This is a genomic window from Brevundimonas sp. UBA7838 (assembly GCF_002500885.1).
In the GTDB taxonomy this organism is placed as follows: Bacteria; Pseudomonadota; Alphaproteobacteria; order Caulobacterales; family Caulobacteraceae; genus Brevundimonas; species Brevundimonas vesicularis_C.
In genome coordinates, this window is sequence record NZ_DLTK01000102.1 from 1 (window position 1) to 15,892 (window position 15,892).

Consider the following 15,892-nt stretch of genomic DNA (forward strand, 5'->3'; position numbering starts at 1 on the left):
CGGCAAGGAAGCCGTGACCTTCCTGGTCCGGGTCAAGGAACTGCTGGAAGATCCGGCGCGGGCCCTGCTGGACCTCTGATTTCCTGAAAGGCGGCGATGATCTCGCCGCCTTTTTCTTTGCTGCGAGGCGCGACCATGCTGACCCTCTACGCCGCGACCGGATCCTGCAGCCGGGCCAGCCATATCGCGCTGGAAGAGTCGGGGCTCGCTTATGAGGTGCGGTTGATCGACTTCGCCAAGGCCGAACAACGCGAGCCGTCTTATCTGGCGATCAATCCCAAGGGGCGCGTTCCTGCGCTCGCGACCGATCAGGGCGTCCTGACCGAGAGCCCGGCCATTCTGGCGCACATCGCCGCCCTGTCGCCGCCCGGCCTGTTGGCGCCGACCGATCCCTTCGCCTTTGCGCGGATGCAGGCGTTCAACCTCTATCTGGCCACCACCATCCACGTCGCCCACGCCCACGGTCGCCGCGCCGCGCGCTGGAGCGACGATGCCGCCGCTCAGGCGTCGATGGCGGCCAAGGTCACGCAGAACATGCGCGACGGCTTCGCCCTGATCGAGGCGGACCTGACTGGCGAATGGGCGATGGGCGACGCCTATACGGTCGCGGACCCCTATCTGTTCACCTTCGCCGGCTGGCTGGAAAGCGACGGCGTGGACATCGCCGAGTTTCCTCGCGTCCAGGCGCATTTCGAGCGCATGACGGCGCGTCCGGCGGTCCAGCGCGCGCTGGCCGCCAAAGCTTAGCGGGCGCGCTCGCAGACCAACGGTTGTGTCTAATTTGCGCCGGTCGTTAACGATCCGAATCGGCGTCGCATTTTCCCTGATTACAACCGCAGAAAATGGCGCCTTATTTCAGACATGGAGTGGGCGGCGCGCGCGATAGGGTTGTTCTACGTCTTGGGTGGACTGATGCTTTTGTATCAGGCCTGGCTCAACTGGCGTCTGCAACGGGCCTTGTCCGGCGTCATCGCCGTTCCCGCAGACGATCAGATCGCAGACGGCGTGATCGCCCTGGGCGGTGTGGTGGTCCTGATGTCGGGCGTCGCGCTGGCGGCGCTCAGCGCCTGGGCCGTGGTCGCGTTCCTCGCCGGTTGGGCGATCCAGGCCGCCTATCTGCTGTGGGTCAACCGCGCCGATCTCGACAGCCCGCTGGCCAGCGGCCGGCTGAAGTCGGTGCATGCCTTCGCCGCCTATACCGCCGTCACCGGCGTGGTGCTGTGGCTGCCGCTGACCGGCGTCCTGGGCTGATCAACCGAACTCGGCTTCCAGGTCGGCCAGACGCGCCGCCTGGTCCTCGGCGATTAGGGCGTTCAGCAGCGGATCGATGTCGCCTTCCATGATCTGGGGCAGGCTGTGCAGGGTCAGGTTGATGCGGTGATCGCTGACCCGCCCTTGCGGATAGTTGTAGGTGCGGATCCGTTCAGACCGGTCGCCCGACCCGACCTGGGACTTGCGGCTGTCCGAGCGGGCCAGATCCTTGGCCTGGCGCTGCATGTCGTACAGCCGCACGCGCAGGTTCTTCATCGCCTTGTCGCGGTTGACGTGCTGGGACTTCTCCGACGACGTCACCATGATGCCGGTGGGCAGGTGGGTGATGCGCACGGCGGAATCGGTCGTGTTGACGTGCTGCCCGCCCGAACCCGACGCGCGGAAGGTGTCGATGCGGATGTCCTTGTCGTGGATTTCGATCTCCACGTCCTCGACCTCGGGTAGGACCGCCACCGTCGCCGCGGAGGTGTGGATGCGCCCCTGCGACTCGGTCGTCGGCACGCGCTGGACCCGGTGAACGCCGCTCTCGAACTTCAGCCGGCCGAACACGCCTTCGCCGGTCACCGTGGCGATGATTTCCTTATAACCGCCGGCGTCGCCCTCGGTCGCCGAATCCAGCTCGATCCGCCAGCCGCGCGTGGAGGCGTAGCGCGAATACATGCGGAACAGGTCGCCCGCGAACAGGGCCGCCTCGTCCCCTCCGGTGCCGGCGCGCACTTCCAGTACGGCAGAGGCGTTCTCGTCGGCGTCGCGCGGGGCTAGAAGCAGGGCGACCTCGCGTTCCAGCTCGGGCAGCCTGTCGGTCAGCGCCCGCAGCTCCTCCTCGGCCATCGCCGCCATTTCCGGATCGGCCGTCATGGCTTCCAGGTCCGCCATTTCGGCGCGCGCGCGCGCCAGGCCCTGGACCGCATCGACGACGGGCTTCAGCTCGGCGTGCTCCTTGGACAGCCGCACGATCTCGGCGCCGTCGGTCGCCGAACCCATGCGCGCCTCCACCTCGTGGAAACGGTCGAGCACCTGATCGAGACGGGCCTGTGGCAGTCGCAAGAGGGAAATGTCCTGAGAAAAAGCGGAGCGCCGTCCTTACCCGCCGGGGGGGCTCGTGTCGATTGCAGGCGTATCGAGGCGTGGACCAGCGCCGGCGCCGCGCTTGTGATCGGCGATCACAGCCGGGTCACGATGGCGTCAGTCGCGGTGACGCAATCGGCTCAAAGCCATTAGTTGAGATCGAACAACCGTGAGGAGGACGCCATGTTCGATCGCCCGCCCCCGTCGCAGCCGGACGCCGCCGAGGTCGCCGAAAGCGTCGATCGCCTGTGCCGCCTGTACGACAGCCGTCTGGCCGAGACCAGCGGCGACCTGTCGCCCGAGGACGCCCGCGAACTGAAGGCCATGGCCGCCATCTATGATCTGGACACCGACCGCCCCTCGACCGAGGTCTGGCGCGACCTTCGCGCCGTGGTCACACGTCAGGCGCCGCTTGACGCCAAGGCGCCGGTCGAGGTCGAGGCCCTGACCCTGCTGGTGGTCGAGGACGATCCCGACGCCGCCGCCTCCCTGACCGAACTGCTGACCGAGGCGGGCCACAATGTCGTCGGCCCGTTCCACAGCGCCGCCGCCGCCGAGGCCGCCGCTGCGCTGCACAGCATCGATGCGGCCCTGCTGGACATCAATCTGTCGGGCGAGATGACCGGGGTGGAACTGGCCCGCGTCCTGACCGACCGCTGGGCCGTGCGTGTCATCTTCATTTCCGGCGATGTGGCCGCCGCCGCGAAGAATGCGGACATGGCCGAGGCCCTGGTGCTGAAACCCTATAACGGCGCGCAGATTCTGGAGGCGGTGGCGCGGCTGGCCTGAGGATCGGATCGAGCTCCCACCGCTTGCGTCTGGGGCTCAGGCGGGCGATCACGGATCATGCTGTCGAACCGGTCCCGCTATGCTCTGCGCGCCATGGTGCATCTGGCCGGTCTGCCGGACGGCGGCCCCGCGACCATCGCCGAGATCGCCGAGGCGGCGGCGGCCCCGCGAAAGTTCCTGGAGGCCATCCTGCTGGATCTGCGCCGTCAGGGTCTGCTGGCCTCGAAGCGGGGCAGGGCGGGCGGCTATGCGCTGGGCGCGCCCGCCGACGCCATCAGCTTCGCCGACGTGATCCGCGCCTTGGAAGGCCCGCTGGCCCTCGCGCCTTGCGCCTCGCGCACCGCACATGGCCCCTGCGAAACCTGCCCGGATGTCGAGACCTGTCCGTTGCAGCCCGTGCTTCAGGACGGGCGTGACGCGATCGCCGCCGTCTTCGAGGCGCGAACCCTTCTGCAAGCCGCCGTCACTTCTTCTCCTATTGACCGACTAGGGAAATAGCCCGCACCGTTCGCCCCCTATTCCAGAGGCCGCCATGCAAGATTTCCTGCTCTTCCTCGCCGTCGGTTTTCTGGCCCAGATCGTGGATGGGGCGCTGGGCATGGCCTATGGCGTGATTTCCTCGACCGTCCTGCTGTCGTTCGGCGTGCCGCCCGCGACGGCGTCGGCCAGCGTCCACGCCGCGGAGGTCTTCACCACGGCGGCGTCGGCCGGGTCTCATACGGTCAACAAGAACGTGAACTGGAAGCTGTTCGTGCCGCTGGCCCTGGGCGGCGTCGTCGGCGGGGGGTTCGGCGCCTTCGTCCTGACCAGCATCGACGGCGATGTGCTGAAGCCCTTCATCACCACATATCTGGCCATCATGGGCGTCGTGATCATCTGGCGCGCCACGCGTCAGACGCGCGAGCGGATCTTCCCGCGCAAGTTCGCCGCCCCTCTGGGTCTGGTCGGCGGCTTCTTCGACGCCATCGGCGGCGGCGGTTGGGGACCTACGGTCACCACAACCCTGGTCGGCACGGGTCAGGATCCGCGCGTCTCGATCGGCACCACCAATACGGCGGAGTTCTTCGTCACCTCCGCCATTTCCGCCACCTTCCTGGTCGCCCTGCTGACCGGACATTGGCAGGAGGCCGAGGGCTTCTCGACCCACGCCATGGCGGTGCTGGGCCTGATCATCGGCGGCCTGATCGCCGCCCCCTTCGCCGGCGTCATCGCCCGCATCGCCCCTCGCCGCGCCTTGACCTACGGCGTCGGCGCCGTGGTGCTCCTGTCCGCCGGCTATCAGGCCCTGCGGCTGTTCAAGGTGATCTGAAACGAAAAACGGCGGCGGGCTCGCACCCGCCGCTGTCTCACGTTCAATCGCGGGTCTTCGGCTATTGACCGCCCGGCGCGCCGGTGGTCGAGGCCGGAGTGCGGGCCGCTGCCGCCTCTTCAGCCGGCGTGCGCAGGGTGACGACCAAAGGATTAGGCTTCAGGTCGTTCATGGCGCCGGACGTGGCGTCGATGGCCCCGCCGATGATGCCGCCGACCAGAATATTGCCGGCCATGGCCGTTCCGCCGGCGCCGGAAACGCTGCTGGTGATCTCGTGCGTCTGCGAGACATAGCCTTCCTTGGCGACCGTGATGCGGAAACCGTCCTTGCGCGGCATGCGGAAGGTGCAAGGCGTCGCCTGGCATTCAAAGCCGTTCGACGTGCTGACCTGGGCGCCGGGCGGCGTGCTTTCGACCGTGAACTGCTGGCTGGAGCCGCGCGTGACGGTCGCGCAGGCAGGCAACGAAAGCGCCACGCCGGCAAGCGCGAGCAGACGCACGCCAAGGCGTGCGGCGTTTTTGGAAATCATGGGCCCCTCAGTGGATTAACGGGTCGGCCCCCCGGCCGAACCTGACGCACAGGTCGCACGCAGACCCGTTGTCGTCAATCACAGGTTTGTGACGCGCGCCCAGTTTCTGCAACCTGAGGGGAGCGACCGCTACTCGGCCGCGTGAAGCTCCGCCGCGCGTGCGGCATCCAGTTCGGCGGCCTTCTGTTCGACTAGGTCGACGATGTGGTCGATCATGCCGTCGTTGGCCTGTTTGTGGGCGATCTTGCCGTTCAGATAGATCATGCCCGCGCCCTTGCCGCCGCCGGTGAAGCCGATGTCGGTATACAGGGCCTCGCCCGGTCCGTTCACGACGCAGCCGATCACCGACAGGCTCATCGGCGTTGAGATGTGGGCCAGCTTCTCTTCCAGCACCGCCACCGTGTCGATGACGTTGAAGCCCTGACGCGCGCAGGACGGGCAGGCGATGATGTTGACGCCCCGGTGGCGCAGGCCCAGCGACTTCAGGATGTCGAAGCCGACCTTGATCTCCTCGACCGGATCGGCGGCCAGGGACACGCGGATGGTGTCGCCGATCCCGGCCCACAGCATCGACCCCAGGCCGATGGCGGACTTGATGGTGCCGGTGCGCAACGGCCCGGCCTCTGTCACGCCCAGATGCAGGGGGCAGTCGATCGCCTCGGCCAGCTGCTGATAGGCGGCGACGGTCAGGAAGGGGTCGGACGCCTTCACCGAGATCTTGAATTCGTGGAAGTCGTGGTCCTGCAGGATGCGAGCGTGGTTCAGGGCGCTCTCGACCATGGCGTCGGGGCAGGGTTCGCCGTACTTTTCCAGAAGTTCCTTTTCCAGCGAGCCGGCGTTGACGCCGATCCGCATCGAGCAGCCATTGTCCTTGGCTGCCTGGATGACGTCGCGGACGCGGTCGGCCGAACCGATATTGCCCGGATTGATGCGCAGGCAGGCGGCGCCCGCCTCGGCCGCCTCGATGCCGCGCTTGTAGTGGAAGTGGATGTCGGCGACCAAGGGGACCTTGGCCTCGCGCACGATGGTCCTGAAGGCGGCGGTCGATTCCACGTCGGGGCAGGAGACGCGCACGATGTCGGCGCCGGCCTCTTCCAACTGACGGATCTGGTCGATGGTCGCCGCCGCATCCGTCGTCGGCGTATTGGTCATCGACTGGACGCTGATCGGGGCGTCGCCGCCCACCAGGACGGAGCCGACGCGGATCTGGCGGCTCTTGCGACGCTCGATGTGGCGCCAGGGTCGGACGTGGGTGTGGTCGCTCATGGGAACATCATATAGGCCGATGATGACGGCGGGACCACGGCCGACGCATCAGTTCGGCGCAGGAGCGGGTGAAGAGGGCGCGGGCGCAGGGGAAGGCGTCGCCCCTGGCGTCGCGGCCGCCTGGGTCCGGGCCTGGGCGGCCTGAGCCTGGACCTGGGCGCGCGCCTGGCTGGCGGCCAGCGCCTTGGCCGCCTGGTCCGCGCGACTGTTCAACTGGGCCAGCGGTGTCAGCACGCCGGCCAGGGGTCCGCCGTATTCGCCGTTCAGGAAGACGTCGAAGGCGGCCGGGTCGGACACGTCCACCGTCGCCGCCACGCCGATGGGCGCGCGCCAGGCCTCGCCCGGCGCCATCTGGCGCGCGAACAGGGCCTGACCGTCGCCCAGCCGAACGACCAGGGCGCCGGCCGTCTTGGCCTGGATCACCACCATCGAGGCGTTGGCCGAGGCGCCATAGACGGCCCCGCGCGGGTTGAACGCCTTCTGCACCGGCTCCGGATTGGCGGCGGCGGCGATCACGGCCGGATCGGTCGGATCGACCCCGGTGAGTTCGGCCTCCAGCCCCGGCGTGATGTAGAGGGCCGGCGTCGTCTGGTCGGGCGGCGCGGACATGGGTGCGCTGAGCGCGACCTGTGGATCCGGATGGGCCGCCCCGGTCCATGTCTTTGGCACGGCGGCGATATCGGACGGATGGGCGGTTTGATGCAGGCTGGCGCGCTGGAACACGTTCCAGCCGATAACAGCGACCACCACGGCAGCGATGCCGGCGACGATGCGCGGCGAATGGCGTTTCACGTCCTCGAAGGCGATGCCGATGGGCGCCTTCAGCGGCACGGAGGTGTCCGGGCTCTCGCGCTTGAACCGCTCGACAGCCGTCTGTTCGTCCAGCGCCAGGGCCGAGGCATAGGCCCGGACATAGCCCAGGGCGAAGACGCGCGAAGGCAGGGACGACCAGTCGTTCTGCTCCAGGGCGGTCAGGAACCGGCGATGCACCTTCGTCTCGGCGGCCAGCTCGGCCGGCGACTTGCCCGACCGCTCGCGGGCGGCCCGAAAGCCGTCGCCTAGGGTCGCGGCGTCCACGAAGGCGGCCGTCGGATCCGGCCGGTCCGCAATGCTTTCGATCGCCTCGGGGGCGACCCCCGCATTCAGCGTCATGACGCCTGACCCCATGTCCGGGAAACACAGCGCCGACGCGCCGTTCACAGGGCCCGAGATAGACGATTGCGCGCCGACCAGCAACGCCGCCCTTGCGTCCAGACGCTTGCGATCAGACCGCGACGTTCAGCTTGCGCGCCAGGGATTCGATCTCGTTTCTGACCGAGCCGGTGGACAGGTTCAGCAGATTGGCCATGCCGCGCCGCGCCGCATTCAGGTCCGCCGACAGGATCATCCGCTTGACCGGCCCGACACCGCCCGCCGGCGCCGACAGTCGGGTGAAGCCCAGCACGATCAGGGCGAAGGCCTCCAGCGGCCGCCCCGCCAGTTCGCCGCAGATCGAGACCGGCGTGCCGGTGTCGGCGCAGGCCTTCTGGATGGTCTGGAGCGCCCGCAGGGTCGGCGGCGACAGCGGGTCGTAGCGATCCGACACCAGCGGATTGGTCCGGTCGGCCGCGTACATGTACTGGAACAGATCGTTGGTGCCGATGGAGACGAAATCCGTCAGCGGCAGCAGGGCATCCAGATGCCACAGCAGCGACGGACATTCGACCATCGCCCCGACGCGCAGCAGGGCCGGCAAGGCGCGCCCGCGACGCCGCGCCCAGGCGCATTCGATATCCACCAGCTCGCGCGCGGCCCGGAACTCGTCCACCGTGGCGATCATCGGGAACATGACGCGCAGCTCGCGCCCGGCCCCCGCCGCCAGCAGCGCCCGAAGCTGCATTCGCAGCAGCGACGGCCGATCCAGACCCAAACGGATGGCGCGACGGCCCAGCGCGGGGTTCTCTTCGCGCTCGGCCTCAAGATACGGCAGGACCTTGTCGCCGCCGATATCCAGGGTGCGGAAGGTGACGGGTTTATCGCCCGCCGCATCCAGCACCAGCTTGTAGAGCGCCGTCTGGGCGTCCAGCCGGGGCAGTTCGTCCGAGACCATGAACTGGAACTCGGTGCGGAACAGGCCGATGCCCTCGGCGCCCGTCTCGATCATGTTTTCCAGATCGACCGCCAGACCGGCATTGGTCAGGACCGTGATCCGCTGCCCGTCGAGGGTCACGGCCGGCACGTCGCGCAGCTGGGCAAACTCGGCCTGGCGCTGTTCGCGCACGGCCATGCGCGACTGAACCGCCTCCAGCATATCGGGGCGGGGGCGCAGATAGGTCTCGCCGGTCTCACCGTCGGCGATGACCATGTCGCCTTCCGACAGTCGGTCGCGCAGGCCCATCAGACGGCCGACGCACGGAATCTGCAGCGCGCGCGCGACGATGGCGGCGTGGCTGGCGGCCGAGCCCTCTTCCAGCAACAGCCCCTTCAGCTTGTCGCGCGGATATTCCAAGAGGTCGGCCGGGCCCAGGTTGCGCGCCACCAGTATGGCGTCGTCGGGCAGTTCGCGCTCGCCCGGCTTGTCGCCCGCCAGCACCCGCAGCAGCCGGTTGGCCAGGTCCTCGAAGTCGTGCAGCCGCTCGCGGATATAGGGGTCGCGCGCCTGGGCGAAGCGGGCGCGGTGCTCGTTCCTGACCCGATCCACCGCCGCCTCGGCTGTCAGACCGTTCCGAACCGCCTCTTCCAGCGACCGGTTCCAGCCCCGGTCGTCGGCGAACATCCGATAGGTTTCCAGAACCTCGAACGACGGACCGGCCAGGCCCTGGCCCTTGTCCAGCATGACGTCCAGGCCGCTCTTCAGCGTGGCCAGCGCCAGCTTCAGCCGCGCCTCCTCCATCGCCGGGTCGTCGGATAGCAGGCGTTCGGGCGCCAGCGGCGCCTCGTGCAGAACCACATGGCCGAAAGCCAGGCCGTCGGCGAACTTCTGGCCTTTCAGCCGCTCGGGCCGGTGGGGCGCCAGCTCCACGTCGCGCAGCTCGTCCAGCGCCAACAGTTCGCCCGACGACACGGTTTCGGACAGGACCATGGCGATGGTCTGGATGTCCTCGACCTCTTCCTCGTCATAGCGCCGCTCGGTGCGGTTCTGGACGACCAGGACGCCGATGGCCCGACCCCCGCGCAGCAGCGGGGCGCCCAGGAAGGCGTGATAGGGGTCTTCGCCCGTCTCGGGGCGATAGGAGAAGGACGGGTGCGACGGGGCGTCCGACAGGCTGATGGGCTGGGCCATCCGCGCCACTTCGCCAACCAGGCCCTCGCCGGGCCGCAGCCGGGTGTTGTGCACGGCGTCGGGGTTCAGACCCTCGGTGGCGAACAGCTCGAGCTCGCCTGACGCGCGACGCAGATAGATGGAGCAGACCTCGGCGACCATCGACCGGGCGATGATCTTGACGACCATGTTCAGCCGGTCCTGCGCCGGCGTCGCGCCCGCGCCGGCCCCGCCCAGAGCCTCGCGGATCTGGCGCAGGAGGATCCGGGGTCCTCTGGTCATCGCGCCGCCTGCCGGCATCATGTCTCCCGCGCCCCGGCGCCTAGGCGCCTTCTGAAATCACCCTATACCGCGTCCAGCCCATATGCCGAATGCAGGGCGCGAACGGCCAGCTCGGCGTAGGCGGCGTCGATCAGTACGCTGATCTTGATCTCGGAGGTCGAGATCGCCTGGAACTTCACGCCTTTGTCGGCCAGGGCCTTGAACATGGTCTGGGCGACGCCCGCATGGCTGCGCATGCCCACGCCGACGACCGAGACCTTGGCCACGTCCTCGTCGACGCGGATTTCCTCGAAGCCGAGCTGCTCCTTGGCGGCGGTCATCAGGTCGGCGGCGCGCACGGCGTCGCGACGGCCGGTCGTGAAGGTCAGGTTGACCGTTCCGGCGGTGCGCGACTGGCTCTGCACGATCATGTCGACGTTGACGTTGGCCTCAGCCAGGCGTGTGAAGACGTCGGCGGGGGCGTCCACCCGGTCGGACAGGCCCAGCAGGGTGATGCGGGCCTCGTCACGGCTCATGGTCACACCGGACACGATACGTTTTTCCACGATCTCCTCCTCGTCGCAGATCAGGGTTCCACCCTTGTCGGGCATGACGCCATTCGCGTCGGGTTCGATAAAGCTTGAAAGGACGCGGACCGGGACCTGTTTGGCCATGGCCAGCTCGACCGAGCGGGTCTGCAGCACCTTGGCGCCCAAGGACGCCATTTCCAGCATCTCTTCGTAGGACACCTTGGCCAGGCGGCGCGCGCGGTTCTCGATGCGCGGGTCGGTCGTATAGACGCCGTCCACGTCGGTATAGATGTCGCAGGGGCAGCCCAGGGCCGCCGCCACGGCGACCGCCGAGGTGTCTGAACCGCCGCGCCCCAAGGTCGTGATCTTGCCGTCCGCCGTCACGCCCTGGAAGCCGGGCACGATGGCGATCTCGCCGCCGTCGACGGCGGCGCCCAGTTTTTCGCCAGGAATGTCGATGATGCGGGCGCGGGCGTGGGCGTCGTCGGTCAGGATCGGCACCTGCCAGCCCATCCACGAGCGGGCGTTGAAGCCCATGTTGCGCAGGGTCGCGGCCAACAGGCCCGAGGTCACCTGTTCGCCCGAGGCGACCACCACGTCATATTCGTCGTCGCTGAGCGGCAGGCCTGCAGCGGCCGGTCCGGCGCCGTCGGTCCAGGCGACGAGTTCATTGGTCTTGCCCGCCATGGCGGAGACGACGACGGCGACCTGTTTGCCCGCCGAGACTTCGGCCGCAACGATCCGCGCCGCACGGCGAATGCGTTCGAGGTCGCCCATCGAGGTGCCGCCGAACTTCATCACCAGTCGTGTCGTATCGGGCCGCGTCATCGTGGCGTTCCGCCCCCTGCTTGCGTGAAAGGGCGCGAAGGTTCATCCCTCGCGTCATGACCGCTTCTAACGGCGCCGCTCCGTCTCGCCTACCCCAACAGGGGCATGGTTTTTCGCAAAATTCGTCCGAAACGGCGTTCGGCGCATCGATCGACCCCGCCGACGTGGCGCGCTTCTCGGCCCAGGCGGCCGAATGGTGGGACGCGCATGGGCCGTTCGCGCCGCTGCACCGCTTCAACCCGGCGCGGCTGGCGCTGATCCGCGAACAGCTTTGCACGCGGTTGGGCCGCGATCCCAAGGCGCGGGCGCCCTTCGAAGGTCTGACCCTGCTGGACGTGGGGTGCGGCGGCGGACTGATCGCCGAGCCGATGCGGCGGATGGGCTTTGAGGTCACCGCCATCGACGCCTCTTCCGAGAACATCGGCACGGCCCGCGCCCACGCCGACATGGTCGGCCTGGATATCGCCTATCGCGCCGCCACGGTCGAACAGATTGAGGCGGAAGGGGCGGGGCCGTTCGACGTCGTCCTGACGATGGAGGTGATCGAACACGTCGCCGACCCTGAAGCCTTCGTGCGCGCCTGTTCGCGTCTGGTCCGGCCGGGCGGGGTGATGATGGTCGCCACCCTGAACCGCACGCTGAAGTCGCTGGCCCTGGGCAAGGTGGCGGCGGAATACATCCTGCGCTGGGTGCCGGCCGGCACCCACGACTGGCGCCAGTTCCTGAAGCCCGACGAAATCCGCACGATGCTGGCCGCAGAGCCAGTGACGGTCGAGGGCCCCTATGGCCTGAACTACGACCCGCTTCACGACCGATGGAGCCAGACCGACGATGCGGGCATCAACTATATGATGGTCGCGACGCGCGCCTGAGCCAGCTTTTCCCTCCCCGTTCCGGGGAGGGTGGTCGCGCTAGCGACCGGGTGGGGGCGGCCGGCAAGGCCGCACCTGTTCAACCTAAGACAGACTTGCGACGTGTCGCCCTGCCGCCCCCACCCGGCTTCGCCTTCGGCTCAGCCACCCTCCCCCGCAGGGGAGGGAGAGGCGCCAGTCCGCCCCTAGACCTTCGAAGCCCGGCTGCGCGTCCAGGCGTACAAGCCGAACACCGCGACAGCGAAGCCGACGATGCCCGCCAGCATGGCCGGCCAGGCCGAGCCCTCGGGCAGCATGGCGAAGGGCGCGTCGTCCCGGGTCGCCACGATGACGCCGGCGGTGAAGACGCCGAACAAGCTTTCACCCACGATCAGGCCCGAGGCCAGCAGCACGCCCATCCGCCGCGCCACGTCGGCGTAGCGGGTGGACGAGACCGCCTTGTCGTAGATCCAGCCGGCGACGGCGCCGATGACCAGCATGGTGGTGACCGCAGCCGGCAGATAGAAGCCGATGCCGACGGCCAGCGGCGGCAGCTTGACCTTGCCCTTGGTCGCCTTCGACACGACCGCGTCCAGCACGATGATGACCACGCCGATCGCCGCGCCCAAACCGATCAGGTCCCAGCGCAGGTCGCCGCCGATGACGCCGCGCGCCAGGGCCGAGATCAGGGTGGCTTGCGGGGCGGCCAGGGTCTTGGCGCCTTCCACGATGGCGGGCGGGCCGCCTTCGAAGCCGAAGGCCTGGTTCAGCAGGTTCAGGATGAAGGGGATCACCAGGGCGCCGGCGCCGACGCCGACGATCAGCGCCACCTGCTGACGCCACGGCGTGGCCTCGACCAGCTGGCCGGTCTTTAGGTCCTGAAGGTTGTCATTTGCGATGACGGCGACGGCGAAGACCACCGCCGTCACGATCAGGGCGAAGGCGATGATCGACGGATCGGCCGGCACGCCGGCGATGGCCATGACACCCAGCATCAACAGGGAGGCGATCACGATGGCCAGGATGCCGACGCCCGACACGGGGCTGTTCGACGAACCGATCAGACCGGCCATATAGCCGCAGATGGCCGCCACGGCGAAGCCGATCAACACCACATAGACCAGGCCGCCGATCACCAGCAGCGGTGTCGATCCCGCCAGGGCCGGGGCGCTCTGGGCGAACCAGGCCAGGAGGCCGGCGATGCCGACCAGGCAGGCGACCGAAACGCCGCCCACCAGTTTGATGGGCAAATCTTGTTCGGTGCGCTCAAGCACTTCGCCGTGGGCGCGTTTGGCGTTGGCGGCCAGCGCCGAGGTCAGGCCGCCGATCAGCGGACCGGCCAGTTTGATCAGGGTCCAGATGGCGGCGACGCCGATGACGCCCGCACCCATGAACCGCACCTCGCGCGCCCAGACGGTTGTCGCCAGCTCCTCGGCCGGCGCGCCGGCGGGCAGGGTCGAGGCGATCGACGGAATGCCGTGCGCCGTCAGCCAGGCGATGGTGTCCGGGCTGGTCAGGATCGGCACGGCGATGGCCCAGGCCAGCACCAGGCCGAACAGCTGCGCCAGACCGACCGTCAGGCCGATCAGGTGACCGGCGCCCAGCAAGGCGAACTGCATGCCGAAGCCCATGCCCGTCGCCCCGCCGCCCAGCGCGGCCGGCAGCTTGAAGAACTTGGCCGCTTCGCCCGCAAAGACCCGACCCGCGACCAGCAGGGCGTAGCCTGACGACACCACGGCACCGGCGACCACGACCCACAGGCCCGACTTGTTCTCGCGCACCGCGCTTTCGGTCTGTTCGGCCCCGCGCGACCCGACCTTAAGCACCTCGGCGGCGGCGACGCCTTCGGGGTAGGGCAGGCCGCCGTTGACGACCAGCGCCCGGCGCAGCGGGATCGAGAAGGTCACGCCCAGCACGCCGCCCAGGATGCAGATCGCCACCGATTGCCAGAACGGAAACTCCAGCCACCAACCGATCATCACCAGGCCCGGCAGGACGAAGATGATCGAACTCATGGCCCCACCGACCGAGGCCACGGTCTGGACGGTCATGTTCTCCCAGATGGTCGAGGTGCGGAACGCCCGCAGCACCGCCATCGAGATCACCGCCGCCGGAATGGCCGAGGCGAAGGTCAGGCCGACCAGCAGGCCCAGATAGGTGTTGGCGGCGGTGAAGATCACCGCCAGCAGGCAGCCCAGCACCAGGGCGCGGAGCGTCAGTTCTAGCCGACCCTTGGGGGCGGCGGCGGCGTCTGTCATATGCGAGGTCCCACGTTTGCGCGGACGTAAGCGCATTCTGTCGCAGGCGGCAACTGGTCGCGGTCAGATGCGGGCGCCCCCGCCGCTTGGCCCCGCGAGCCGGACGGGCTAGGACCGGCTCATGCCCGAACTTCCCGAGGTCGAAACCGTCCGACGCGGCCTGACGCCGGTGCTGGAGGGCGCGCGGCTGTCACGGGTCCGGATCAACCGGCCCGACCTGCGATTTCCCTTCCCCGAGCGTTTCGTCGAACGGCTGGAGGGGGCGACGGTCCTGCGGATCGACCGGCGGGCCAAATATCTGCTGATGCCGTTGTCCACCGGCGAGACCTGGATCACCCATCTGGGCATGACCGGCCGCTTCACCCTGGACGGAACCCTTCTGGGCGAGTTCGAGGAGGCCGCGCCCATCGCCGGCAAGCACGAGCATTTCAGCGGCTGCGCCATCCGCGATGGGGCGGCGACCCGCATCGGATACGCCGACGCGCGTCGGTTCGGCTTCATGGGCCTGATCTCCAGCGACAAGGTCGAGACCCATCCCTGGTTCGCCGGCCTGGGGCCCGAGCCTCTGGGCAACCGCTTTTCTGGCGCCCATCTGGTCGAGGCCTTCGCGGGCAAGAAACAGAACATCAAGGTCAGTCTGCTGGATCAGCGGATCGTCGCCGGCCTGGGCAATATCTATGTCTGCGAGGCCCTGTACCGCGCCCGCATTTCGCCCCTGGTCGCGGCCGGATCGGTGTCGAAGGCGCGGCTGGAGCGTCTGGCGACCGAGGTCCGAAACGTCCTGAACGACGCCATTGCGGCGGGCGGCTCGACCCTTCGCGACTTCGCCAACGCCGAGGGCGGCCAGGGCTATTTCCAGCACCGGTTCGACGTCTATGGCCGCGAGGGCGAACCGTGTCGTGGCGACAAATGCACCGGCGTCGTCGCCCGCATCGTCCAGGGCGGCCGTTCCACCTTCTACTGCCCCTCCTGCCAGAAGAGGTAAGCCGATGAGCGACCGCATCTGCCTCTTGCGCGGCGTCAACGTCGGCGGGGTCAAGATTCTCATGAACGAACTGAAGGCCATCGCTGTCGAGGCCGGTTTCGCCAATCCGCGCACCCTCTTGACCAGCGGCAATCTGATCGTCGAGAGCGACGCCGAACCGGCCGATGTCGAGGCGCGGCTGGAGCAGGGCATCGCCGCCCATTTCGGACGCCCCATCGAGGTGATCGTGCGCACGCCCGCGCAATGGAAAGCGCTGATGGCCGCCAATCCGTTCGCGGATCAGGCCGGGATCGACGGCTCCAAACTGCTGGTAATGGTGATGAAGGCCGGGATCAAGGATGGGGCGGTGGAGGCCTTGCGTGGTTTCGCGGCGGGGGACGAGCGGGTCGAGCCGGCCGGCGGCGACCTGTTCTTCTGGCACCCCGACGGCCTGGGTCGCTCCAAGATGGCGGAAAAGGCCCAGCCGCGCCTGATCGGCGTCGGCACCGGCCGCAACTGGAACACGGTGCGGAAACTGGCCGCCATGGTCGGGTTGGAGGACTGAGCGATGCGCAAAATCCACCTGTGGATCAGTCTGATCGTCGGCGTCCTGGTCTGGGGCGCCTATTTCGTCCACTTCGTCCAGGGTTTGCGGGCTGGCGACCTCGGCGACCTGATCTGGTGGTTCGTCGCCGCCCTGGTCGTCGCCGCCGTCGCCGAGGCCGC

General features: G+C 68.4%; 15 protein-coding genes and 1 pseudogene. 9 read left to right on the forward strand and 7 right to left on the reverse strand.

Annotation, left to right across the window (positions count from 1 at the left end):
* The 3 genes and pseudogenes from B3T77_RS16315 to B3T77_RS09415 form a co-directional block, all read left to right on the forward strand.
* A pseudogene (locus tag B3T77_RS16315) lies at positions 1 to 79 on the forward strand (dihydrolipoamide acetyltransferase); the annotation flags it as partial.
* Positions 80 to 135: 56 nt separating this feature from the next.
* Entirely contained in the window at positions 136 to 747 is a 612-nt protein-coding gene (locus B3T77_RS09410; protein WP_292079040.1) for a glutathione S-transferase family protein, read from the forward strand.
* A 165-nt stretch (positions 748 to 912) separates the two neighbouring features.
* Positions 913 to 1,251, forward strand: coding sequence for a hypothetical protein (locus B3T77_RS09415; protein WP_218015912.1), 339 nt, complete (start codon positions 913 to 915; stop codon positions 1,249 to 1,251).
* Here B3T77_RS09415 and prfA read toward each other — a convergent pair whose 3' ends face one another.
* A complete protein-coding gene (prfA, locus tag B3T77_RS09420) occupies positions 1,252 to 2,319 on the reverse strand; it encodes a peptide chain release factor 1 (RefSeq protein ID WP_017505440.1) in 1,068 nt (355 codons plus the stop codon).
* Positions 2,320 to 2,523: 204 nt separating this feature from the next.
* Between prfA and B3T77_RS09425 the strand changes: the two genes are divergently transcribed.
* The 3 genes from B3T77_RS09425 to B3T77_RS09435 are packed head-to-tail and all read left to right on the forward strand — an operon-like array spanning position 2,524 to position 4,438.
* On the forward strand, positions 2,524 to 3,129 hold the full coding sequence (locus B3T77_RS09425; RefSeq protein WP_292079044.1) for a response regulator: 606 nt from the start codon (positions 2,524 to 2,526) through the stop codon (positions 3,127 to 3,129).
* 57 nt (positions 3,130 to 3,186) lie between these two features.
* Complete coding sequence (locus B3T77_RS09430; protein WP_292079045.1) at positions 3,187 to 3,627, forward strand: RrF2 family transcriptional regulator; 441 nt, start codon at positions 3,187 to 3,189, stop codon at positions 3,625 to 3,627.
* Between the two features lie 34 nt (positions 3,628 to 3,661).
* Positions 3,662 to 4,438 (forward strand): sulfite exporter TauE/SafE family protein, encoded by a 777-nt coding sequence (locus B3T77_RS09435; RefSeq protein ID WP_292079046.1) that lies wholly within the window; start codon positions 3,662 to 3,664, stop codon positions 4,436 to 4,438.
* Between the two features lie 61 nt (positions 4,439 to 4,499).
* Here B3T77_RS09435 and B3T77_RS09440 read toward each other — a convergent pair whose 3' ends face one another.
* The 5 genes from B3T77_RS09440 to B3T77_RS09460 all read right to left on the reverse strand — a co-directional run bounded on the left by B3T77_RS09440 (position 4,500) and on the right by B3T77_RS09460 (position 11,093).
* Positions 4,500 to 4,967 (reverse strand): PEGA domain-containing protein, encoded by a 468-nt coding sequence (locus B3T77_RS09440; RefSeq protein ID WP_292079047.1) that lies wholly within the window; start codon positions 4,965 to 4,967, stop codon positions 4,500 to 4,502.
* 129 nt (positions 4,968 to 5,096) lie between these two features.
* The gene (gene ispG, locus B3T77_RS09445) at positions 5,097 to 6,233 is read right to left on the reverse strand and encodes a flavodoxin-dependent (E)-4-hydroxy-3-methylbut-2-enyl-diphosphate synthase (protein ID WP_292079048.1); all 1,137 of its coding nucleotides are present in this window, start codon (positions 6,231 to 6,233) and stop codon (positions 5,097 to 5,099) included.
* A gap of 48 nt (positions 6,234 to 6,281) precedes the next feature.
* Positions 6,282 to 7,385, reverse strand: coding sequence for a helix-turn-helix domain-containing protein (locus B3T77_RS09450; RefSeq protein ID WP_292079049.1), 1,104 nt, complete (start codon positions 7,383 to 7,385; stop codon positions 6,282 to 6,284).
* Between the two features lie 112 nt (positions 7,386 to 7,497).
* Positions 7,498 to 9,756, reverse strand: coding sequence for a phosphoenolpyruvate--protein phosphotransferase (ptsP, locus tag B3T77_RS09455; protein WP_369814640.1), 2,259 nt, complete (start codon positions 9,754 to 9,756; stop codon positions 7,498 to 7,500).
* A gap of 62 nt (positions 9,757 to 9,818) precedes the next feature.
* Entirely contained in the window at positions 9,819 to 11,093 is a 1,275-nt protein-coding gene (locus B3T77_RS09460; RefSeq protein ID WP_066553906.1) for an aspartate kinase, read from the reverse strand.
* Between the two features lie 56 nt (positions 11,094 to 11,149).
* Here B3T77_RS09460 and ubiG point away from each other — a divergent pair, with 56 nt between their 5' ends.
* Positions 11,150 to 11,965, forward strand: coding sequence for a bifunctional 2-polyprenyl-6-hydroxyphenol methylase/3-demethylubiquinol 3-O-methyltransferase UbiG (gene ubiG, locus B3T77_RS09465; RefSeq protein ID WP_156494726.1), 816 nt, complete (start codon positions 11,150 to 11,152; stop codon positions 11,963 to 11,965).
* A gap of 185 nt (positions 11,966 to 12,150) precedes the next feature.
* Here the strand turns inward: ubiG and B3T77_RS09470 are convergent, their stop codons facing one another.
* Positions 12,151 to 14,202 (reverse strand): OPT family oligopeptide transporter, encoded by a 2,052-nt coding sequence (locus B3T77_RS09470; protein WP_174085447.1) that lies wholly within the window; start codon positions 14,200 to 14,202, stop codon positions 12,151 to 12,153.
* A gap of 121 nt (positions 14,203 to 14,323) precedes the next feature.
* On the opposite strand from B3T77_RS09470, the gene mutM reads away from it, so the two are divergent.
* Together mutM and B3T77_RS09480 are read left to right on the forward strand one after the other, a co-directional pair.
* The gene (mutM, locus tag B3T77_RS09475) at positions 14,324 to 15,187 is read left to right on the forward strand and encodes a bifunctional DNA-formamidopyrimidine glycosylase/DNA-(apurinic or apyrimidinic site) lyase (RefSeq protein ID WP_292079053.1); all 864 of its coding nucleotides are present in this window, start codon (positions 14,324 to 14,326) and stop codon (positions 15,185 to 15,187) included.
* Between the two features lie 4 nt (positions 15,188 to 15,191).
* A complete protein-coding gene (locus B3T77_RS09480) occupies positions 15,192 to 15,731 on the forward strand; it encodes a DUF1697 domain-containing protein (protein WP_292079054.1) in 540 nt (179 codons plus the stop codon).
* Positions 15,732 to 15,892 lie beyond the last annotated feature (161 nt).